The organism is Sagittula sp. MA-2 (assembly GCF_030126985.1).
GTDB lineage: Bacteria > Pseudomonadota > Alphaproteobacteria > Rhodobacterales > Rhodobacteraceae > Sagittula.
In genome coordinates, this window is the sequence record NZ_CP126151.1 from 87,838 (window position 1) to 109,972 (window position 22,135).

General features: G+C 61.6%; 19 protein-coding genes and 2 pseudogenes. 9 read left to right on the top strand and 12 right to left on the bottom strand.

Annotated features, from left to right (window positions below; all coding sequences use genetic code 11):
• The first annotated feature begins 105 nt into the window (after window positions 1–105).
• From QNI11_RS26795 to QNI11_RS26805, 3 genes are read left to right on the top strand one after another with little or no spacing between them, the layout of a single operon-like run.
• Window positions 106–1,632 carry a tyrosine-type recombinase/integrase gene (locus QNI11_RS26795; RefSeq protein WP_283984015.1) on the top strand — a complete coding sequence of 509 codons (1,527 nt, stop codon included), beginning with the start codon at window positions 106–108 and terminating at the stop codon, window positions 1,630–1,632.
• Window positions 1,629–2,540, top strand: a complete 912-nt coding sequence (locus tag QNI11_RS26800; protein ID WP_283984014.1) for a tyrosine-type recombinase/integrase — start codon at window positions 1,629–1,631, stop codon at window positions 2,538–2,540. Before QNI11_RS26795 ends, QNI11_RS26800 begins: the two co-directional genes overlap by 4 nt.
• Window positions 2,537–3,541, top strand: a complete 1,005-nt coding sequence (locus QNI11_RS26805; RefSeq protein WP_283984013.1) for a tyrosine-type recombinase/integrase — start codon at window positions 2,537–2,539, stop codon at window positions 3,539–3,541. Before QNI11_RS26800 ends, QNI11_RS26805 begins: the two co-directional genes overlap by 4 nt.
• 39 nt (window positions 3,542–3,580) lie before the next feature.
• Here the strand turns inward: QNI11_RS26805 and QNI11_RS26810 are convergent, their stop codons facing one another.
• Window positions 3,581–6,022 carry a DEAD/DEAH box helicase family protein gene (locus tag QNI11_RS26810; RefSeq protein ID WP_283984012.1) on the bottom strand — a complete coding sequence of 814 codons (2,442 nt, stop codon included), beginning with the start codon at window positions 6,020–6,022 and terminating at the stop codon, window positions 3,581–3,583.
• A 239-nt stretch (window positions 6,023–6,261) separates the two neighbouring features.
• Complete coding sequence (locus QNI11_RS26815; protein ID WP_283984035.1) at window positions 6,262–6,696, bottom strand: hypothetical protein; 435 nt, start codon at window positions 6,694–6,696, stop codon at window positions 6,262–6,264.
• Window positions 6,697–6,746: 50 nt separating this feature from the next.
• On the opposite strand from QNI11_RS26815, the gene QNI11_RS26820 reads away from it, so the two are divergent.
• Genes QNI11_RS26820 through QNI11_RS26830 form a run of 3 tightly spaced genes read left to right on the top strand, consistent with a single transcriptional unit; the run spans window position 6,747 to window position 10,329 of the window.
• Complete coding sequence (locus QNI11_RS26820) at window positions 6,747–7,976, top strand: site-specific integrase (protein ID WP_088626526.1); 1,230 nt, start codon at window positions 6,747–6,749, stop codon at window positions 7,974–7,976.
• Window positions 7,973–9,325: a tyrosine-type recombinase/integrase gene (locus tag QNI11_RS26825; protein WP_100931402.1), complete on the top strand. Its 1,353-nt coding sequence runs from the start codon at window positions 7,973–7,975 to the stop codon at window positions 9,323–9,325. The genes QNI11_RS26820 and QNI11_RS26825 overlap by 4 nt, the downstream gene beginning before the upstream one ends.
• Complete coding sequence (locus QNI11_RS26830; protein ID WP_088626524.1) at window positions 9,325–10,329, top strand: tyrosine-type recombinase/integrase; 1,005 nt, start codon at window positions 9,325–9,327, stop codon at window positions 10,327–10,329. Before QNI11_RS26825 ends, QNI11_RS26830 begins: the two co-directional genes overlap by 1 nt.
• 105 nt (window positions 10,330–10,434) lie before the next feature.
• Here QNI11_RS26830 and QNI11_RS26835 read toward each other — a convergent pair.
• Window positions 10,435–12,735 (bottom strand): annotated as a pseudogene (locus tag QNI11_RS26835) (strawberry notch-like NTP hydrolase domain-containing protein); the annotation flags it as partial.
• 176 nt (window positions 12,736–12,911) lie between these two features.
• On the opposite strand from QNI11_RS26835, the gene QNI11_RS26840 reads away from it, so the two are divergent.
• Complete coding sequence (locus QNI11_RS26840) at window positions 12,912–13,208, top strand: hypothetical protein (protein WP_283984036.1); 297 nt, start codon at window positions 12,912–12,914, stop codon at window positions 13,206–13,208.
• 360 nt (window positions 13,209–13,568) lie between these two features.
• A complete protein-coding gene (locus tag QNI11_RS26845; RefSeq protein ID WP_232823174.1) occupies window positions 13,569–14,183 on the top strand; it encodes a hypothetical protein in 615 nt (204 codons plus the stop codon).
• 59 nt (window positions 14,184–14,242) lie between these two features.
• On the opposite strand, the gene QNI11_RS26850 is transcribed toward QNI11_RS26845, so the two are convergent.
• From QNI11_RS26850 to QNI11_RS26885, 7 genes are all read right to left on the bottom strand, one after another.
• The gene (locus QNI11_RS26850) at window positions 14,243–14,887 is read right to left on the bottom strand and encodes an antitoxin of toxin-antitoxin stability system (protein ID WP_283984037.1); all 645 of its coding nucleotides are present in this window, start codon (window positions 14,885–14,887) and stop codon (window positions 14,243–14,245) included.
• Complete coding sequence (locus tag QNI11_RS26855; protein WP_283984038.1) at window positions 14,880–15,299, bottom strand: hypothetical protein; 420 nt, start codon at window positions 15,297–15,299, stop codon at window positions 14,880–14,882. Before QNI11_RS26855 ends, QNI11_RS26850 begins: the two co-directional genes overlap by 8 nt.
• A 270-nt stretch (window positions 15,300–15,569) precedes the next feature.
• Window positions 15,570–15,947 carry a hypothetical protein gene (locus QNI11_RS26865; protein ID WP_283984040.1) on the bottom strand — a complete coding sequence of 126 codons (378 nt, stop codon included), beginning with the start codon at window positions 15,945–15,947 and terminating at the stop codon, window positions 15,570–15,572.
• 10 nt (window positions 15,948–15,957) lie between these two features.
• Window positions 15,958–16,449 carry a DUF6878 family protein gene (locus tag QNI11_RS26870; RefSeq protein ID WP_283984041.1) on the bottom strand — a complete coding sequence of 164 codons (492 nt, stop codon included), beginning with the start codon at window positions 16,447–16,449 and terminating at the stop codon, window positions 15,958–15,960.
• Window positions 16,450–16,546: 97 nt separating this feature from the next.
• A complete protein-coding gene (locus QNI11_RS26875; protein WP_283984042.1) occupies window positions 16,547–17,065 on the bottom strand; it encodes a DNA repair protein RadC in 519 nt (172 codons plus the stop codon).
• 96 nt (window positions 17,066–17,161) lie between these two features.
• Window positions 17,162–17,662 (bottom strand): hypothetical protein, encoded by a 501-nt coding sequence (locus tag QNI11_RS26880; protein ID WP_007803268.1) that lies wholly within the window; start codon window positions 17,660–17,662, stop codon window positions 17,162–17,164.
• Between the two features lie 93 nt (window positions 17,663–17,755).
• On the bottom strand, window positions 17,756–18,955 hold the full coding sequence (locus QNI11_RS26885; RefSeq protein ID WP_283984043.1) for a DUF932 domain-containing protein: 1,200 nt from the start codon (window positions 18,953–18,955) through the stop codon (window positions 17,756–17,758).
• 303 nt (window positions 18,956–19,258) lie between these two features.
• Between QNI11_RS26885 and QNI11_RS26890 the strand changes: the two genes are divergently transcribed.
• Window positions 19,259–20,398, top strand: a complete 1,140-nt coding sequence (locus QNI11_RS26890; RefSeq protein WP_283984044.1) for a hypothetical protein — start codon at window positions 19,259–19,261, stop codon at window positions 20,396–20,398.
• Window positions 20,399–20,537: 139 nt separating this feature from the next.
• Here QNI11_RS26890 and QNI11_RS26895 read toward each other — a convergent pair whose 3' ends face one another.
• Both QNI11_RS26895 and QNI11_RS26900 read right to left on the bottom strand, forming a co-directional pair.
• Entirely contained in the window at window positions 20,538–20,942 is a 405-nt protein-coding gene (locus QNI11_RS26895; RefSeq protein WP_008335991.1) for a single-stranded DNA-binding protein, read from the bottom strand.
• 344 nt (window positions 20,943–21,286) lie between these two features.
• Window positions 21,287–22,114: pseudogene (locus QNI11_RS26900) on the bottom strand (IS3 family transposase); the annotation flags it as partial.
• Between the last annotated feature and the right edge of the window lie 21 nt (window positions 22,115–22,135).

Here is a 22,135-nt window from a genome sequence, read left to right on the forward strand (position 1 = left end):
ATGCGGAGTTCTGGGTTTCAAGTTGTTGTTCTGGTGATTCATTTTCGGGTTTCCGCTTTGGATAATCATGATGCCTCTGCTCTCAATCGCAGAAGGATATCCCCCATGAACACTCCCTCAAACTCTCCGCGCCGTGCGCGCGACGGCGTCGACAACCTCGCTCTGGTCGTCGCGTACCACGCCGACAATCCAAGGCTTTCCCCGGGCGCGCTGAGCGCAGCCCGCCATTTTCTGAAGTGGGCGCATGCACGGAAAGTCTCTGTCCGTGACCTCGACGCGTCGGTTTTTGACAGGTTTCTTCGTCACCGCTGCCGCTGCGGTCGCTACAGCCCCAAACAATTGCGTAGCCCGATGTATGCCACCTATACCCGGCGGTTTCTTCGATATCTCGAGGAGACTGGCGTGGTTGTGATCCCCAATGACACCGCCCGGCTTGGACAGCACCTGGAGGCTTTTGCAGAGAAGCTCGACACCGCAGGCTACAGCAAGGTGTCGTGCACAACACTGCTCAGCCACGCCAGCCATTTTGCCGAATGGGTTTTCCAGCAGCGAGTTCCGGTGACCGCAATCGGTGACGGAACCATCGATCAGTTCGCGCGGCACGAATGCCGCTGCGGGGAAATGACCAAACATGGCAAAAAGGTTCTGGCGTCTCATTATAAGAACCGCAAACGAGGTGCCCTTGCGCTTGTCCGGCACCTGATCGCCGAAGGTCTGCTCTCGCCCGAAGCACCTGACAAAGTCTCCGCAGAAGATCCACGTCTGACCGGCTTTTCGGAATGGCTGCGAAGCGAGCGTGGGGTGACGCCCAAGACCGTACGGCGCTATTTGAATGAAGCGGGCCGCTGGCTGGAACGCCTTGGGGCAACTCCGAAGGATTACAGCGCTGCGTCCATCCGGTCGATCGTCCTGGACCAGGGCGAAGAACGCTCCCGATCATCTGTGCGCAAGACGGTCACCGTGTTGCGCGCCTTCCTGCGCTTTACGATCGTCCAGGGCGCATGCGCCCCGTCGCTCCTGCATGCGGTGCCATCTGCTGTTCGGCGCAAGCTTTCTACAGTCCCGCGCACGATTCCCACTGCGAAGATCGAAGAGATCATCGTCTCCTGTCGCACCAATACGCCGGTCGAGATCCGGGACCGCGCGATACTTCTCCTTCTCGCCCGGTTGGCCCTGCGCGCGGGGGATATCTGGCAGTTGCATTTGTCAGATATCGACTGGCGCGCGAGTCGGTTGCGATTGTACGGCAAGGGCAGGCGCGGCGTGATGATGCCGCTGCCGCAGGATGTAGGCGATGCGCTGCTGGCCTATATCGAGAATGCGCGTCCGGTGGTCGCGTCGGACAGGGTCTTTCTCCGAGTCCAGGCTCCTTTCACCCCGCTGCGATCCTCCGCCGAGATTGCCGGGATCGTTTCCCGCGTCCTGAGACGCGGCGGCTTTACCGGCTTGCCGACCGGTTCGCATGTCTTTCGCCATTCACTGGCTTCCGCCTGGCTGCGCGGTGGTGCGGACCTTGACCTGATCGGTGCCGCGCTGCGCCACAGTTCCCGCGATACGACCGCGATCTATGCCAAGGTCGATGTCGGGATGCTGGCGGAAGTGGCTCAACCATGGCCGGGGTACGAGTCATGATACATCACCACGTTGATCGCTTCGTCCAATTCAGCCGCACACTCGGAAAGAAGTTCACCGCGCAGGAGGTATCCTTGCGCGCCTTCGCGGATTTTGCCGCGGAACGATCCATCACGCATCTGACAGCAGCACTGATTCTCGAATGGGCCGGCGGAGCTGCAACGCCGGACGCCGCGCAGGCCCGGTTTGATCGCGCCCGCGCGCTGGCGGTGTTCCTGCATGCGGAGGATGCGCAGCACGAGATACCGGCGATAGGGCTTCTGGGCCGATCACGGCGAAGGCGGCCCGCTCCACATATTCTGACGCGAGACCAGATCAATCGGATCATGCAGGAAGCGCTTCTGGTGCCCGGCCTGTCGCCGATCAGCCCGCTGACTTACCATAACCTGTTCGGGCTGCTCGCTTCGACGGGTTTGCGGATTTCGGAGGCATTGTCCCTGCAGCGCGGCGATCTGACGGAAGACGGCCTCATGATCCGCAAGGGCAAGTTCGGCAAAACCCGTCTCGTTCCCATCCATGCCTCGACCCGCGCCGCGCTGGATCGGTATCTTGAAGCCCGCAACAGCCTACGCAAAGTAGGCGATGCGCTTTTCGTTCTGGGCCATGGCCGCCCCCCGACGGCGACGAGGGTCCACGTGGTTTTCGTGCGGATCGTGCGCAAGCTCGGCTATCGCAACCCAACGGGTCCCGGTCCCCGGGTGCACGATCTGCGCCATACCTTCGCCGTGCGATCGCTGGAGGCCTGCGGGAACAACCCGCAGGCGGTGTTGCGGCACATGAAGGCCTTGAGCACCTATCTCGGCCATGTGGATATTGCCAACACCTACTGGTACCTTGAGGCCACGCCGGTTCTGTTGCGGATGATTGCGTCGACCGCCGAGGAGACCTGGATCGGAGGTGCGACATGACCCCGCTTGCTCCCGACCTTTCCGCCTTTCTGCAAACCCATCTTCCCGATGAATGCGGGGCAAGCCGGCATACCATCGCGGCCTATGCCCGTGCTTTCGCCCTCTTGCTGCGGTTTGTCGCCGGGCGGCTCAAGCGAACTCCATCGGAACTTTTCATCGAAGATATTGATGTGCAGATGGTCAGGGCGTTCCTCGAACATATCGAAGAGGGACGCGCCAATTCCATCCGGTCCCGCAACGCGCGACTGGCAGCGATCAAATCGTTTTTTCGTTTCATTGAGCATCGCCATCCGGCCTGCCTTGAGCAGGCAAGGATGATCCGCGCCATGCCGACCAAGCGGACAGACGCCAAGCTGATCGATTATCTGACCAAGGAAGAAGTCCGCGCCCTGCTTGCCGCGCCGAACCGCCACACGCGGGGCGGATTGCGGGATCGGGCCATGTTGCATCTGGCCTATGCGGCGGGGTTGAGGGCGTCCGAACTGCTCGCGGTGCGGATGGACGATTTTCCCGATGGGTCGTTTTCCAGCCTGCGGATCCTGGGCAAGGGACGGCGGGAGCGTGTGCTGCCGCTCTGGAAGGAGACCCAGGGCGCCATCCGGGCGTGGCTGGCCGTCCGGCCCGGCAATGTAGGCCCGGAACTGTTTCTGAACCGAGATGGGCGGCAAATGACGCGGGATGGATTTGCATATCGGCTCAGGCAGCATGTGACGGTGGCCGAACGTTCGGCGCCGTCGATTGCCGCAAAGCACGTCACCCCACATGTGCTGCGGCACAGCTGCGCCATGCACACGCTTCAGGCCACCGGCGATATCCGCAAGGTCGCGCTCTGGCTTGGCCATGCCAGCATCCAGACGACCGAGATGTATCTGCGCGCGGATCCAACCGAGAAGCTTGCGCTTCTCGAGGCGCATCACGCACCGCTGATCAAGCCCGGCAAGTTCCGTGAGCCTTCGGACAAGCTGATGCAAATATTGGCCGTCGCCGCGCAGCGTTCCTGAACGACAAGACAAAATTGGCGTCCCGCATTCTGCGGGGCGCTATTCCATCACATAGCCAAGCGCCCGATAGCCCGTCCTTCGTTTGGCAGCCATTCTGGCGAGGACGGGGACCGAACTGTCGACATAGTCAACCACCAACACGTCTTTCTTGTCGTCATGCCGCCGGTGCAACCTGCCGACATATTGCGCCAACGTTCCCTTCCATGCGATCGGCATCGTCAGGAACAGGGTGTCGAGCCGCGCATCATCGAAGCCCTCGCCGATATAGCGCCCTGTCGCGAGGATCAGCCGTTCCTCATCATCGGCAACGCTCAACGCCGTCTGCGCGGCCTTCCGGTCCGTTGCCGACATGCCGCCCCGGAGCACGGCGATATTCCTGGCGAATCTGGAAAACCGCTGCTGGAGATAGTCGAGGTGATCCTTTCGCTCGGTCAGGACAATCGGCGAGCGCTTGGCCTCAAGCGATTTCAGAACGTCGTCGAAGATCAGGTCGTTTCGGGTCTCATCCGCCGCCAGTGCTGCATAAATTGCGGGCATGGACGGGCGCTCGGCCATGGCGAGCGCCTCCGGCAACCGGAATCTCGTGTGACGTTCCCGCGCCCGATGGCGAAGGCCGCTTTCGGCGGCCTGCGATTTTGCGCTCACCTGATGGCGCACCGGGCCGCATTGCATGAAGATGATCGGGTGATGCCCGTCCTTTCGGGCAACGGTTGCCGACAATCCGGTGACATAGCGCGCTTTCGATCTGCGGGCGACGAGTTCGAAGCTTGCAGCGGACAAGTGATGGCATTCATCAACGACAAGATGGCCGTAATCGGCAACGATGTCGTCAACTTCACCCTTGCGAACCAGACTCTGGATAAGCGCCACGTCGATCACACCGGTGGGTTTGCGCTTTCCGGCCCCGATGGCGCCGATCAGCTTGGGATCGATCTGCAAAAATGAGCCAAGCCGTTCGACCCATTGATTCAGCAATTCCCGGCGGTGCACCAGAACCAGCGTGTTGCGGGCGCGATGTGCGATCAGCGCGGAGGCCACGACCGTCTTGCCGAAGGCGGTGGTGGCGGCCAGCACGCCGGTATCGTGTTCGACCAATGCGTCAAATGCCTGCGACTGTTGCCGGCGCAGCTCGCCTCGGAAGCGCACAATCTCCGGCAAAGGGGCTCCGTCCTCACGCAAATCGTCCACTTCGACAGTTGCTCCGTGATCGGAGAAAAACCCGGTCACCTCATCAAAGCAGCCACGCGGCAACGCGACGTGCCGGGGATGCAACTCGGCGCAGGACACAATGCGGGGCTTCCCGAATGTAGGCAGCCGCATCGCTTGTGCGCGGTAGAATTCGGGATTCTGGAACGCGGCCAACCGCACCAGTTGGGCAATCATGGCCGATGGAAGGTCGGATCGGTCGATGTAAATTTGATCGGCAACCGTCACCTTGATGGTCTGCGGGATGGGCACTTCCAGTCGACGCGGCGTGCTGCGACGTGACGGAGGCATTTTCCAAGGTTCGTCCGCCTGCTCGTCCTCAACCGGCATGCGGACGCCCAGCACCCGCCCGAAAAGCTCCGCCGCTTCAACGAGGTTGGTCACCGCTGCGGCGGTCATTCGCGGCAAGGAAGACAAATAGGCCCACTGATCATCATATGGCCGCATGTCCGCGTCGACAAAGACGCTGTTGCCCACCTTGCGCGCGGTGTTCTGGAGCGGCAGCGCGATCAGGTTGCCAAACCCGCCAAGCGGCATGATGTCCTGGTTCGGAAACAGCCGGTCATAGGATGCGAAGCCGATTTCCGGCCGCCTTTCCATCGTTTCCGTGATCAGGACGGATCCAAGCTGGCGCGCCAGACGGGCAGAAACCGCTTCAGCAAAGAATATCCAGACATGCCCGCCGTTACCCGACCTCGACCGCTCCAACGCTGCGGGCACGCCCTTCACCCGGCAGGTTTCGAGCAGCGCATTGGCGTCCTCCGACCAGGAAGTCTTGTCAAAATCCGCCGCCAGGAACCAGCAGGTATCTCCGGGCAAGAGCGGATAGACGCCTGCAACAAAATCCCCGCCCCGACCGTCGTCGCCACGCAGGTGCCTTGCAATAACACCTTCATCCGGCGGTATGAACTTCTGATGAGGACACTCGCCGCATTTGACCTTTGGCTTGCCACAGATGCCCTTCACCCATTCGTTGCCGCAAGCCGGCGAGTATCCTGAGCGACCGGTCCTCCTGTTTTCCCATCGCACCGGAAACACGTCAGGCCGACCGGCGAACAGGCGACGGAACAGCTCGACCTTTTGGTGCGACGGAGAAGCATTCGTAACCGGGGCGTTCTCGAATGAGGATTGTCTCACTGCCGGCACGTGCTCTGCAGCGAGACGAGCCTCTAGCGCTGCAACGTCGCGCTGAAGCTGCGTTCGTTCGACATCCAGATCGGCCAGACGGGCTCGAACCCGCGCCAACTCCGCCTCAATGTCGCTTCTGTCCGCCACCTGCGATTTCCACCCAGACCTTTCCGCCCCGTCCAGCATAAAGCGCGAAAGCGGCAGGCGTAAGCAGGTCGTCGGCTTCGGCGCGGCCGCCGACCGGAGAGTTCGAGGGGGAGTTCATGGGGATGTCCTTCTGCAGTTGAGAGCAGAGGCATCATTATTATCCAAAGCGGGAACCCGAAAATGAAACGCCAGAACAACAGCTTGAAACCCAGAACTCAGCATAACGCTGACGCGGCATATTATGTCTTATCCCAAGCTTGGGATAAAACATAGTCGCGCGGCGTCAAGGCACCCTCGACGAGCTCGTCTTCTGCGTCCATCGTCTCAAGCCGGCGTTTCAGCAGGCTCTCACCCGTCGAGACCACCTGGATGACGCAGGCGTTGCCCGCCGCGAGGTCATCCTCGATGGCGCGGATGATGGTCGGGGCTTTCATGCCCATCAGGAGATGGTTGAAGAAGCGCTGCTTGGTGCTTTCAAACCGGGACTTGGCCGAAGCCCGTGCGGCCGAGGCATTGGTCTCCCCCGAGGCGTCATTGACGCCAGTCGCGGTCAGTGCCGCCTCGAGATTGTGGTGGATCGTCCGTAATCGCGAGGACGCGATAATGCGAAGGTGTCCGGGATTCATTTTTGTTTTCCTTGGCTTCTGGATATCAGCGCGGGCTTTGCTGCGCATTATTTTGATTGCAAACCTCGGCGGCTTTCCAACCGTCTGAGGAGACATTCATGTTGAAATTGCACGACGAGCTGATCGAAGAGCTTGCGAAATCGCTCATGGAGCAGAACTACAATCCGGTGGTCGTGACCAACCATCGGCTCTACGCCCGCCGGTTCCTGGACTACCTGGCTGAGCGTGGCATGCCGGTGACGATGGTGACGCCAGCGCAGGTCGATCAGTATTTCCGCCACGCAGTCCTTTGCTTTCAGGATCGCTACGGTCGTCCGCCCAGCTCACGCTGGCACAGGCTGCCGCAAACAGCGATCGGCAGGTTGCTCCGCCTCGCCCAAGGCACGTGGCCGCCTGAAACAGAAATCGAATCGGGTGCGATGCTCCGGCACGCCATTTGCCATGATTACGGGAACTGGATGCGTGACGAACGCGGTCTGTCAGATGCGACGATCGACGCGCGCTCACGGGAGGCGCGGCGCTTTCTGGATTGGTACTTCTGCCGCAGCGGCGCCGACGATCTCTCGGCAATGGCCGTGCGCGATATCGATCACTACATGGACATGCGCGCCATCGGTCTGCGCCGGATATCGCTCTCGGGTTCTGCCGCATGGCTCCGTTCGCTGCTACGCTATCTCCATCAGTCGGGGCGGGTTCCGACCGATCTGAGCCCACAGGTCATCGGCCCCATGCTCTATGCCTACGAGGATGTTCCCTCGATCCTGAGCCGCAGCCAGATCGATCTGGTTCTGGAGGCCACCGGCAGAGACAGGTCGCCGAGGGGCCTGCGCGACCATGCCATTTTGCTGATGCTTGCCACCTACGGGTTGCGGCAAGGCGAGATCTGCAATCTCCGGCTCGACGACATCGACTGGCGCGCGGATTCGCTGCGGATCCGGCACACCAAAACCAATGCCTGTTCCACCATGCCGCTTCTGACGCCGGTCGGCGATGCGCTGCTTGACTATCTGCGTGCCGGGCGCCCGCAGGTCGAATGCCGGGAAATCTTCATCCGCTCTCTTGCACCCTATACCCGGATGACGAACTTGCACGGCATGGTCAAAAGACGTCTGGCGGCAGCGGGCGTCACCCCGGTGGGAAAACGTGGACCGCATATCTTCCGCCACGCGCGTGCGGTTGAACTGCTGCGGGCGTCGGTTCCGCAAAAGATCATCGGCGACGTGCTCGGGCACCGATCAACCGAGTCCACCAACACCTATCTCAAACTTGCCACCGAAGATTTGCGGGCGGTAGCGCTCGACGTGCCCGGATCGGAGGTGCTGTCATGAGCGCCTGGCACGATCCCGATCGCACCATCATCGACGCCTTTCTGGAGAAGTCGCAGTTCCGGCCGGGAAGCAGACCCACGTATCGCTGGTTCCTTCGCAGCTTCGAAGATGTTGCGCTCCGGCACCCTGCAGTGGATCGCCAGATGATCGAAGACTGGTTGGGCGAAATGGCACCGCGCTGGAAATTGTCGACGCTATTGAACCAGGTCTGCATCGTTGACCGTTTCCTCGACTATCTGGTCCAGAACGAGTTGATCGCCAGCAATCCCGTTGCCGAGCTTCGCAGGCAGCACAACATCAAGCAGAACAAGCCGATCTGGCGTGCCCTTGCATCGTCCAATCCCGACGAGGCCCTCGCGGGACTGTATCGGCCTGCGCCCTACGGCAGCGTTCTGGGCGACTTCATGCGTGACCATGTCGCGCTGATGCGAAACCGGGGCTACCAGTACGAAACGCAAGCTCATTGGTTGCTGCGGTTCGACCGGTTCCTGCAGGCTCATCCGGAACTGGCCGGAGAGCCGCTTGAGACGATGTTGACGCATTGGGCGGCAGCAAAGCCGACCCGCAATCACGCGGCAGAATGCCAGAAGCTGGGGCGCATCCTGACCAAGGCGCGGCAACGGCTCGATCCGAACATCCCGCCGAAACGCTTCAACCCGCGACCGGAGCGGGAGGTGGCGCGGGAGCACCGGCGTCCGCATATCTTCAGCCCGGCTGACATCCGGCTCATGCTCGAAGTTGCCCGATGCTATCCGTCGCCGCATGCCCCGCTGCGGCCGCTAACCCTCTACACGATGATCTTGCTGGCCTATTGCGCCGGGCTGCGACGTAGTGAGATTGCGTGGCTCGATCTGGGCGACGCCGACCTTCGATCCGGCACGATCACGATCCGGGAAACGAAGTTCTACAAGACCAGGATCTTGCCGTTATCGGGCAGCGTCATGGTTGAACTGCGCGCCTATCTCGATGCGCGGCGGCGCGCTGGTGCCCCACAGGACCCGCAGTCGGGGCTGTTCTGGCAGGATCACTTCAAGGATCGTTACGCCCCGGTGGTGGTCACAACGATGATCACCAACGTCATGCGCCGCGGCGGGTTCAAACCGCTTTCCGGACGGACAGGGCCGCGTGTGCATGACCTGCGGCACTCGATGGTCGTAAACCGGATCCTCCAATGGTACCAAGCCGGCATCAACCCGCAGGACCGGCTGCACTTCCTCTCGACCTATCTGGGTCACCGGGACATCAACTCGACGCTGGTCTACATCACCGTCACGCAGGATCTGCTGCAGGAAGCCAGCGAGCGGTTCCGCGTCGTCGGTGCCCCCTGCCTCAACGGGGAGGCGCTGTGATGAAAGCCGCAAATCCCTTCCCCGAACTATTGCGGGCCTTCTTCCAGGAATGGCTGGCGGAACAGCGCAGCGCCTCGATCCACACCATCAAGTCCTATCGGGACACCTGGCGGCTGTTGCTTCGGTTCGTCGCGGAGCGAAACGACCGTGGTGTCGCAAGGATCACCCTGGCCGACGTCTCCGCCGGCGAGGTCCGCGCGTTCCTCAATCATGCTGAACATGGTCGCAAGGGCACGATCGGCACGCGCAACTGCCGGCTTGCCGCCATCCGCAGCTTCTTCAGCTTCGTGGCGGACAAGGATCCCGAATATGTCGCCCAATGTGCAGAGGTCCTCGCGATCCCGCTCAAGCGCAAACCCACCGCCGCACCCTGCTATCTTGAGCCAGCGGAGGTCGAGGCCATTCTCGCGCAACCCGACCGGTCGACCATCGAAGGGATGCGAGACCATGTGCTGCTGTCACTGCTCTATAATAGCGGTGCGCGTATCCAGGAGGCGCTCGATCTCTGTCCCAAGGCGATCCGGTTCGAAGCACCGTATTGCGTGCGTCTTTACGGAAAAGGTCGAAAAGAACGCATCTGCCCGCTTTGGCCGGAAACGGTGGCGTTGCTGAAAAAGCTGCTGGAGCGGCAGCCGCGCGCACCGGATGAGCGCATCTTCGTCAATCGTTACGGCGAACCCCTGGGGGCATCGGGCGTGCGGTACAAGCTGGCGAGTTACGTCGCAGCGGCGGCGAATGCGACACCCACGCTTCGCTCGAAGCATGTGACGCCGCACAGTTTCCGGCACGCGACGGCCGTCCACCTCGTCGCGGCGGGCGTCGACATCACCGTCATCCGAAGCTGGCTGGGGCATGTCAGCTTGGACACCACCAACCACTATGCCCAGGCCAACCTCGAAACCAAGCGAAAGGCGCTCGAACAGGTTGGCGTTCCAGCAGCAGGAAATCGACCCGCGCGATGGAAACGTGACGCGGACCTGCTCGACTGGCTCGACACCCTCTGACCCCGAACCACGGAGAAATAATGTGAAGGACGTAGCCCTGAACTCCCTGAATGATAGCGATGGTGCCGCATTCCTTCGCATTATCGCGTCCTCGCGATTACGGACATTATGCGCAGCTGCGCATAAGGTCCGGAAGGCCCCGGCATAGGCATCGTAAATGCCGCGCTGCTCGAGGCTGAGCGCGTGTTCCAGCATCTCGTATTCGACACCATCATAGGACAGCGACCGCGCCGTGTAGAGGCCGAGCGCCCGAAGGTCGCGGGCCAGAACCTCCATCGCCGCGACACCGCCAGCCTCGATGGCTTCGACGAATTCCGACCGGGTCTGAAAGGGGAAATCCTCCCCGCCCCAGAGCCCGAGACGCTGAGCATAGGCAAGGTTGTGGACCGTCGTCGCGCCCGTGGCCGAGACATAGACTACGCGGGCATTCGGAAGTTTGTGCTGCAGGCGCAGACCCGCCCTGCCCTGCTGCGAGGCCATGGTATCGCCCCGCTCGCCTTTGCCGCCGGCCGCATTCGCCATGGCATGGCTTTCGTCGAAGAGGATCACCCCGTCGAAATCCGCCCCGAGCCAGTCGACGATCTGGTCGACGCGGGATTTCTTGGCACCCCGTTCTTCCGAGCGCAGCGTCGCATAGGTGGTGAAGAGGATTCCCTCGGTCAGCGGGATGTCGCGGCCTTGCGCGAAACGCGACAACGGCGTCACCAGCAGGCGCTCCTGCCCGAGCGCGGACCAGTCGCGCTGCGCATCTTCTAGCAGCTTGTCGCTCTTCGAGATCCACAGCGCCTTGCGTCTTCCTCGGGCCCAGTTGTCGAGCAGGATCCCGGCGGACTGGCGGCCCTTGCCCGCGCCGGTGCCATCGCCGAGGAAAAAGCCTCGCCGAAAACGGACGGCGTCAATGGCATCCTCAGGTGCGGCCGAGACCATGTCGCCGGTTTCATCCACGGCCCACGATCCGGCGAGATGCGCGCCATGCGCCTCGCCCGCGTAGATGACGGTCTCGAGCTGCGCGTCGGACAGCAGGCCGTCGCGCAGGACGGCGGCAGGCAGCTTGGGGCGATAGGAGGGTTTCGGAGGTGCGACAGAGGCCATGGCCGCCGATTGCACAAGCTTGGTCGGGTGTTGGGCCGCGCCGGGGATCTCGATCGCCTGCAGGCGGAAGGTCTCGTAGATCGCGTCGGACAGTCGTGCGGCATCTGCGTCCCCGGCGGCGTCGCGAGTTGCGTAGTTTAGTTCCTCGGCCTCGATCGGTGTGTCTGATTTCGCCGGTTGAGCCGCAGAGGTCGCGCGCGATCGATTGACGGGCTTGCATGTTGTGGGGGCAGGATTTCCCGGGAAGAGGGGAGAGTGGCCCAGACCCGCATTTGCGGCCCGTTCCATCTCGAGGCGCGGCGGAACCTCTGCAGTGACCCTGGACATCAGATGCGCCACGTCCGGGGACGTGGGCTGGTGCAGGTCAGCGGTGATGCCGCCCGGCTCACCGCCGCGGCATTTATCGAAGACAGAAATCCGCGTCTCGAAGCTGGTGCCGTGCTTGGCGAAAGCTGCGCCCGACACCGCGCCGGTGAAGACGAGATGGGCCGTCTCGGTCAGACGGCCGAAGGTCTCGGCCCAGGCCAGCGCATCCGGCGCGAAACCGGCCCCTGTGATGGCCACGAGCCGTCCGCCGGGGGCCAGCCGGGCAAGGGCCGAGCGAAGATGCCGGACCGTCGCCTCGGTCGAGCGACCATCGACATTGGCCACGGCCGAGAAGGGCGGGTTCATCAGGATGACGCTTGGGCGGATCCTCGCGTCGAGATGATCGTCGATCTGTGCGGCGTCGAACGTGGACACGGGACGCCCCGGAAAGAGGAGGCGCAGAAGGTCGGCTCGGGTATCGGCCAGCTCGTTCAGAGCCAGAGTGCCGCCCGCGATCTCGGCGAGGATCGCCAGAAGCCCGGTCCCCGCTGAGGGCTCGAGGACGAGATCGCTCACGTCGATCCATGCGGCAGCCATCGCCGCGAGTCCCATGGGCAATGGCGTCGAGAATTGCTGAAAGCGCTCCATCTCCTCGGAGCGCCGGGTGTGCGTAGGCAACAGGCCCGCCACCTTGGCGAGGATGGGGAGCAGCGCCGCGGGCGAACCGGCCCGGGCCAGCAGCGCGCGGCCGAACTTCCGCAGAAAGAGGACGAGCGCCACCTCGCCCGCCTCATAGGCGAGCGTCCAGTTCCAGGCACCATCGGCATCGGAGCCGCCAAAGGCATGTTCCATCTCGCGGCGCAGGCGCAGCGCGTCGATCTGAAGCCCTTGCGCCAGATCGGGCTGCAGCGCTTCGGCAACAGCAACGATCGCAGGGGCAGGATTTGCTGCCAACGGGACAAAGGGCGCAGGCAGGGACGCCTGCGCAACAGGGGCAAGATGGGTCATCGGGAAACTCCGGAATGAAGGACAGGATCAGGCCCGGACACCCTCTCTCGGGCAGCCTCGGACCTGATCTTTCCCGGCTCGTCTCTCCCTCTCGCACCAAGGTGTTCCCGACGCTTGGCTTGATTTTGTTCTTGTTATGTTCTATTTTGGAACCAAGCTAAAAAGGGGGTTCCACCATGGAAAGCACCAAGCACGCCCTGCCCGTAACGCCCAAGCAGATTGCCTATGCGCGGTCGCTCGCCCTGCGCAACCGGACGCTCCTGCCCTGGGAGGTTCAGCAAGACCGGCGATCTTTGAGCGCTTGGATCGAGGCGCAGGCCCAGCTGAAACCGGTATCGGACATGGACCGGCTGCTCACGTCCAAGCAGGTGGCCTTCGCTGAAAAACTCGCCCGGATCAAAAGGCGCGCCGTTCCGGACGAATGCTTCCGCGACAAGGGGCTCTTGTCGAAGTGGATCGACGGGAACACGTGACAGAAACGGGGCGCTCGCCCCCCGACGAACGGGGTCACAGGCCTGCGGTATCTTCACACGTCATAACTCTGAGCTTGGAAGAGCCATTCCTGGTGAAGGTCGACTAGAAGCAGAATAGTGGGATGACCAAGCGCCACCGCACCATATTGGGCTGAGAGTTTGCCTCGCCAAATCTTCTTGGATTTCCGTAAGTAGATGTATAAAAAGCGAAAACCCGCGAGGACCTGTAACGGCTGTCGCGGGCTTCTAAGGGTTTGAAGGCCTGACTTTGCCTTCGATTGCTCTCATATATGGGTATCTTCGCACGACTGTCAAGCGCAGTCTGACGGTACGCGAACAGTCGATCGGAGCATTAAGTATTTGGTAACAAATATAATTTCTCAAGAACGCCTCACGAAGTACCTCGTTGCTGCTGGTCACAATCCAGATCGCGCTCTGGCCCTCTATGGCTGGAACATTCAGCTCAGTGAGGCTTTCTTCCCTGTACTGAGCGCAGCCGAGGTCAGTCTAAGGAACATAATCGTCGCTCGCCTCATCGCGCTCTATGGTCCGCAATGGTGGGATGACCCTGCCTTTCTCTTGCAGATCAAGAGCGGCGGCAAGCGCATAGTAAAAACAGCACGCGACAAGCTCGTCACAACGGGCGCGGTTACCTCAGGGCGAATGACCGCAGAGCTCAATTTTGGATTCTGGGTGAAAATGCTGCTGCCAAGGCACGAACCCGTCTTCTGGGCAAATCTGCATGGAGAATTCCCTCACCTGCCGGGGCCTGTTTCCTATGCACAACTATACAAGCGCTGTGACGATGTCCGTGAATTTCGCAACCGCGTATTTCATCATGAACCAATTCTCCATCGAAATATCACCGCTGAGTATAGTCAGATTATGGAACTGATTAAATGGTTGAGCCCAGATAAAGCCATCTGGATCAAACAATATTCCCGGGTCATGACGGTCGTGCGGCAGAAGCCGTGAGCATTGCCGAAATCTGACAACAGACTAGCCCCCGCTTGTCTGCGTGGAACGAGATCAGCTCACCCAAACCGCCGCCCTCCTTCTGTGAACGTATACTCGTTGACGATGATCCCCTCCTCGATGGCCTCGTCCGAGGTGAGATGGTCGTATTCGACTTCAAGTTGGCGGTAGAGCCAGCGGGCCAGATCACGCAGCGCCTCGGTCACGACTTCTTCCGCGTCCTCAGTCGGCGGCTGCCAGGTCGCGCTGCCCCGCGTGACGTCGATCGACATGGTATACTCATGGTAATAGCGGCCACGTTGGCTGGCCTCCGCGGCGAGCTGGTAGAAATTCCGCCGCTGAATGGCCTGCAGCCGGTCTGCAATTCCATGCAACGTCACATCCGTCGGGGCATAGTCCCGGATGCGCGCGGCAGCGCCCTTGGCGTGGGACCAGTAGCCTTCGAAACAGGCCCCGTCGCCCTGGCTCCAGAAGCCGGAAAACCAGATGCAGGGCTTGGCCCACGTCCCGCCGCCCATCAGACGGACGGGGGTCGTCTTCAAGCGGATGCCGAGGAGCGCACAGACCCGCTCGAAATCCTCATAGACCGCGTCCCACCACTCGTCGTGGGGTCCAAGGTCGCGATACCAGTTGCGGGCCTTCTCCTTGGCGTCATCCGAGAGCTCGGGGAACTGGTAGACGGTGGTGCAGATGATCTCAGGCATCGACGTCCTCCCCGTTCAGCGCCGCGACCAACCATTCTTGCGTGCTGGACCAGCCGATGGATTTGCGCGCGCTGAGATCGATGGCATGCGCGCCGCCACCAAAGGCGTCGAGTCGTGGCCGAGAGCAGGTCAGAGAATACTGGAACCCCCAAAGGCCGGTGAGGTCGAGCTCTTCAGCAAGACGCAAGACGAAGCGGATGACGGCTTCGACATCGCCGTGTTCGTCATCATGGATCCAGAGGCTGCTGCCCTCGGGGGCATCCTGGTGCACGAGATCGAAGCCAGCGATATCCGGGTCGTCGGCGTCCTGATCCGCAGCGCGCAGATCGTGAAACAGCGCGAGTGCTCGGGCCGCCTTTTCGGGAGTGCCGACGTCGAGCAGGCATGAGAAATGGGTGAAGTAATCCGCCATGGGGACCTCCTGAATGGGGAAGACCCGGCCAGAAGGCCGAGTACTGGATTGGAAGGGTCGGCCGGGAGCGATCAGCCGATCGACGTGTCGTCTGTCGCCTGTCGTGCGGCATGAGCGCAGAGCATTTGCCGGTAGAAGCGCTTGCGCGCCGTCCGGAGGCCGCAAACAGCGCGTGTGTCGGGGTGCAGCGCCCGGACCGCCGCGCGAACCACTGCCAGTGGCGAAGCGGTCGGTGGCAAGCCAAGACTTAGATAAGTGGGATCGGTCATGTCACGTGACCTCGACCACGGGCGAGTCGAGATGCGGATCGACCTGTGCCTCGATCCGTTCGGTCCGACCCATCCAAGGCTCGGGCCGAATGGCCTTCACCCAATCGGCGAAGCTCGGGATGAAGCCAAGGTCCTCCTTAACATGCTGCTCGCCGACCCACCGGGTGGGGATGACGCGCCCGGTCGAGAGCGTGAGGATCTGACCAAAGATGATCTCGGCCATGAAGATGCCCTCGGCATGGTGGCGCAGCGCCCGGTGCCGAAAATCGGCTGTGATCTCCTTGCTCTGGTCGAACCAGGAATGCACGGCGAGGTAGTCGTCGACCGTGCCGCCCCATTTCTTCACCGAGGACAGGGCGTGGTGGTAGGGATGTGCCATCGCCGCCCCCTCAGAAATCGTGCGTGTAGAGTTCGGACGAGGTGAAGCGCTCGTTGAACTCAAGGTGGATGGTGCGAGCGCTCGCGTCGAAGCAGAATTCGCCGTAAGCCCCGTCGTTGTTCTCCCAGCCGCCATGGGTGACGGAGAGGAAGTCGTAGGCCAGTTGCTCGACGACATCTTCGAGCGAAAGCGCCCGCATCTCGACCTCCGGGTCGTCCCAGGTCAATGCGGCATAGGCGATCTCGGTCTTGGGGAAGGCAACCTCGGTATCGCCAGCGTAGGCTTCGATGCTTTCAACCTGGCCGCTATCGCCATAGCCGTCGAAACTCACGGTCACATGGGTGATGCCCGCGGCAGTCAGGCCATCGAAGAGGCGCTCCTTGTTGGCCGGACGCAAGGCTGCGATCCGCGCGTCACGCTCGGACTGCCGAGCCAGCACGGCAGCGAAATCAATCCTGGACGGCGCCATCGGCCCGGCCAGGGTGGGTTCGATCTTGGACATTGGAAACTCCGGAATGAGGAAAGGGATCTGAACCCCGAGGCTCTCTCTCGTCCTCGCAGGCTCACATCCTCCCCTGCCCTTCTCTGACTCTCGGGCGTCACGCCGCGATCTGCAGGGCGCGAGACGCGAAGACACGCCAGAGCGGATCGACAAGACGGGCATCGAGAAGGTCGGCGTGATGCCGCAGCCGTCGCGCGAGGCCATGTTCATGCCACTCGGCCGCCCTCATGGCCTGCGCGCGGGTCTGGCTGGCCTCGGACACGACGGCGCGGGCTTCGGCGGCATCCGAGACCGGGTGGCACCATGCGACCCCGCCATCACAGGTAGCTCCGGCCAGAACGAGGAGGCCCTCTCGATCGAGGATCGCCAGGATGCGCGGCGCGTCTTCAGGGGTGACATTTTCGGCATGAACGATTGCCCCCTGCATGGCTTCGGCCAGTGTGGCAAACCGCTCCAGTACCTTGGGGTGTGCCTGCCCGGACATGAGAGCTGCGGGCGCATGGCAAGCCGTCGTGAGTGCGAACGGCAAGTCTTGATCTGCAAGAACGGTCAGGAAGCTCGGCGGCAAACCCGTCTTCTGTGTTTCCGGCTGAGTTTGGAGAGGAAGGTCGAACATGGGCATATCTCCGACGGTGCGGAAAGCCTCTCTCCCCGCTTCAAACCGTCAAAGACCAAACCGCCCCCTCGGACTCTCTGTCGCTGATCGGGCCGATCATTTCGGCGTTGGTAAATCGCCCCATCGAACCCGCAAGTAGCGCCCTTCGCGCTTTGGAAGATCTTTTCGGTCGATCATGCGACCCGAGACCTGAAAATCCTCGTTGATCTTTACAACCAAGAGCTTGTTGAAATGCCCATTTGTATCGACCACAACCACATCCTTTGTCTTGAATGGCGTAATGGTCTTGACCTCGACATGATCATTGCCAAGTCTTCCGTCAGCACCCTGGGCATAGGTCTTGTTCAGCTTGATACCGTACGTGATAGCACCGAACAGCTCACCGATATCGCCGTAGACAGAGAGGTGAAGGCCGGTCTCGAGGTGATAGCTTTCCGCGAGGGACAGGAGATCCTCAAAATATGGGATCATAGACCTGATCGCGTTCGGGTATTTAGCGCCCCACTCCTTGTAGCGAAGCTGCTCGTCGATTTCCGACCAGGTAACCCATTCACCGTCATCATAAAATGCACGATCTGACCAATCAATTTCTTCCATGCGCGTACTTCCAACACCTAAACGTGTCGGGCACAGTAGCAGATCGATGAAACAGGAACGAGACCGGAGGCGATATCGCCTCCGGTCGCCACCTCAACCAACGCGGTCGAGGAGCTTCTTGGCGCGCCCTTCCATGTCGAGCCGCGCATCCTGCTGGGTCTTGTCGCGCGCAAGCCGCGTGATGCCCTGCACGAAGTCGAAGATGCTTTCGGGCGGGCGGCCCTCTTCCATCAGCACCTTCTCGATGATCTTGCCCGACTCTGCCTTCGAGAAGCCGCGCTTCCTCAGGAAATCCGCACGATCCTCGTCGCTGCGCGCCACGACCTGCTGCCGCGCCGCTTTGATGCCGTTCACGAAGCCCTGCGGCGAGGAATTGGCAAACCGCGTCAGCGCCGGAGCCGCCTCATGGGCGAAGCGCGAGGCGGCGTATTTCGAGTGGCGGATCTTGATCTCCTGGAAATCCTCGACGCCCCAGAGGTTGCGGTTCTGGCACACCGCCCGCAGGTAAAAGCTCGCCATGCCGAGTGTCTTGGCACCGACCTCGGAATTCCAGCAATAGAAGCCCCGGAAGTAGAGGTCGGGAGAGCCGTCCGCCAGCTTGCCCGCCTCGATCGGGTTGCGATCGTCGACCAGGAACAAGAAGACATCGCGGTCCGAGGCGTAGAGCGTGGTCGTGTCGCGACTGATTTCGACATCGGGGTTGTAGACCCCGGTCGACCAGTCGAGCACACCCGGCACCTTCCAGCGCGTATCGCCCGTGCCATTGCCCGCGATGCGCTGCACCGCCTCCACAAGCTCGAAGTCATGGATGCGACCGTAGTCGGGGCCGGTCACGGCGCGCAGTTCGGTCCGGCCATCCTCCGTCTCGAAGGTCTTCACCTGCTCGGCGCGGTGGTTGGTCAGGCCGTATTGCAGGTTGATCCCCGCCAGTGGCGCGGGCAACTGCCGCAGGTAGGAGGCCGGCGCGCCGACAATGCTCGCAAGCTGGCCGAAGGCCCAGTGCGTGGGCGCGACAGGCTCTTGCGCTTTCGGCAAGACCAGGTGCAGCCGCTCTGCACTGTCGCGCGCTGCCTCGACACGGATATCGGCGGTTTGCACCACCCGGCTGCGGCTGCGCTCAGAGCGACCCTTCACATTGGCCCAGAGATCGTCCAACGACAGGTACCGCTCGTCATCCGGCCTGTTGAACCATTCGGACGACACCCGCCCATTCCGGTCACCCCGGCTCACATCCACTTTCCAGCCACCAGCCCGCGTCGGCTGTACCGCATCCAGAACTTCCACAACGCCCATCGGCATTCCTCCGCGACAGGTGCCGGGAGCCACTCTCCCAGCCCTCAACCTGTCACCGGGAAACCGGCCAACCTCAAACTCTCTCGGGCAAACGGCGCTAAGTCGGAGGCGCCGCACGCCCGCAACTCGCTGGTGTTGACCTGCGTTCAAAAATGGCAGAGGTTAAACAAGGCCTTTCTCGCAGGCCGGTGTGCCCGCCACGCGAAGCTTTGCAGCGATCGTAATTTCGAACAGCAGACCTCATGCCATCGGCGGGTCTGATTAGCAGCGGGCACCTAGTCAGATCCGGCTTGGACATGGATCATGACAGAGAACACTAAGCTTAAGACTTTGAAACTACTGGCGAAGCGTTACGCTAGGGCGACGGGTCAACCACAGCACGTAGCGCTCGACTTTGTTGCCAGTCGAATGGGCTTTGCTCATTGGAATGCGTTGACAGGCAGCGCCAAAGGAGAGTGGGTTCCCTCCGAAGCACAAGTTGCCACGATCAAGGCCTTCGTGGAACGGATCACTTCCTACGAGGGTGCGACCTTCGACCATATCTTCGGAAGCCCCGATGCTGTCACTCGAGGAGAAGTACGGGGGCATCCATACGAACTGAAAACAATGCTTGGTGACGTCCGCATGGATGGTGAGGGTTGGCAGATCGTGCTGCCAGAAAACCCTTTGGCCGCCCCTCGTGTCGAGATCGACATCGAGCATGCCCAGACCAGCCCGATGAACGATCGCGTGCTACGTGAAGAAGCCATCGGGATTGCGAGGGAAATGATGCAGAGCGTCAAGGCGCGGCGATTTGCCGATTGGCCACGGCGCGCCACAAAGCCGGATGCGGAAGGAAATGTGCGGCACCCGTTCTTGGAGATGGAGGTATCGAACCTCTGGTACTGCCTTCACTGCAACTCAGAGATCACCGGCCCACAGATCGCTGGAAACCAATGGCACTGCCCCAGCTGCGGCGCATCACCAATCAACATTTTTCCAGAAGCCTTCTGGCTGGAACCGACCGATGAAAAACCAGTGCCAGTCCAATCCCGCGCCGAAAGGCACGAGATTGAACCCATCGTGTCAATTATAGATCCGCGGCCAAGGCTTGACCTCAACAGTGACCAGGTGACCCATTTGATCCGGGCTGCCCTGTTCGAGGATGCGACCAATGCCAGCGAGCGCATGGGAGCGAGTCTGGCCGAGATCTGGGTTGATGACGATCTCGACGTGGTTGTTTCCTTCGAGGATCACTACTGGCCCGAGGACAAGGAGCCGAATGCTGCGATCGAAGTGGCCGCACTGCTTGGAATCGAGATTGAGTTGGAAGTTACTTGGTCGGATCCGTTGTTCGCATGGCCCGGTTTGGGCACCGTGACCCAGAGCACGGCCGAATATACGCGGTTGATGCTCGACGCGTATCGCAGTCACGGCGCGACCAGAACCAAAGACGAGATCTAGCTCGTGCGCACGTTGAACAATTAGGCGCATTCAAGGTGCTCAGCACCGGAAGGCAAGCGTGGGTGCCTTTTCCAGTGGCCCGAAGAGACTTTTAGCCCGGCGGTTTAACCCGCCGGGCCCGAGGGGGAGACCCCGCTCCTCAGAACGGGATCTCATCGTCGCGGTCGACCAGTTCGGGGTTTTCGTTCTCGGCCGACTTCGGACGGCTCAGGAAGTCGACCTTCTCGGCGATGATCTCGCAGCCGTAGCGGTCGTTCCCCATGCTGTCGATCCACTTGGTGTAGTGAATGCGGCCGTGGACGAGGACCTTCATGCCCTTTTCGCAATGCTCCGCGACCGTCTTGCCGAGACCGTTGAAGCAGGTGATGCGGTGCCATTCGGTGTCCATGACACGGTAGCCGTTCTCGTCGCGCATCACACGGCCTTCCGAGAGGCGGGGGCGCGAGGTGGCGAGACTGAAGTTGGTGATCTTGGTGCCGCTCTGGGTGGTGCGGACTTCGGGGGTCTGACCGATGTTGCCGGCGAGGATGACGATGTTCTGCATGATAAGCTCCTGTTTTTCCTGTCTTCGGGACCGTCCCTTCGACAAGACCCTGAAAAAGCCCGTCGGGTGACGCGTGCACGGTGGACAGCATGGACACCGGACACCCCCAGAGGACCGGGGTGGAGCGGGCAGGACGCCAAAGGCGTCCAACACGGCCCGGACTGACGCGGGGTTGCGCGCAGGAGACCGAACGGGATTAGGGGATTGTCAGTCGAAGGGATGGCCCAGAAGACAGAGAGATGCGGGGAGCCCATGCCAGACCATGTCTCCTTGCCAATCGGGACTGTTTGACCCAAAGCCCAGCACACCGCTAGCGGCTGACCTGCCCCCTGCCGGTCCTTCATTCATAACGAGAGTCTGCAGGTTGGATTTGGGTATTCGGCTTCATCGTCTTGCGCAAGCGCGCCGGGCGCGGAGCCCTCAAATTGCTCAAGCGTCCGGCGCGCTTGTTGCGGCGTCTGGTTGGCCAGGGACGAATGCGGGCGGTCGGTATTGTAGTCGTAGCGCCAGAGCGCCAGCTTTCTCCGTGCGTCGTCCAGGCTGTCGAAGATCTCCTCGTTGAGCAACTCGTCCCGCAGGCTGCCGTTGAAGCTTTCGATGAACGCATTCTGCTGGGGCTTACCCGGATCGATGTAGTGCCACGGCACGGTATTCTCATCGGCCCATTTCAGGATCACCCGACTGGTGAACTCTGTGCCGTTATCGCTGACAATGCAGCCGGGCTTGCCGTAGACCCGGATAAGGGCGCTGAGCTCCCGGGCAACCCTTGCCCCGGAGAGGCTGGTGTCCGCCACGAGGCACAGGCATTCGCGCGTGCAATCGTCGATCACGGCGAGGATCCGAAACTTCCGCGAGGCACCGAAGCTGTCGGATACAAAGTCCAACGACCAGCGCGCGTTGACGCCCGCGGCCGATGGCATCGGGGTTCTTGTGCCACACGCTCGCTTGCGACCGCGCCGCCTTTTCACGGACAGCCCTTCCTCGCGGTAGATCCGGTAGAGCTTTTTGTGGTTCATGCTCATGCCCTTGCGCTCCAAAAGGACGCCAATCCGGCGGTAACCGAACCTGCGCCGCTTGGCGGCGATCTCCTGCATCTCCTTGCGGATATCTGCGCAGTCCGGCGGGCGTTCTCGCCGGACTGTCTTGGGATCGACACCAACCAGCCGTAAGCGCTGTCTGCGCCGCACGCGGGA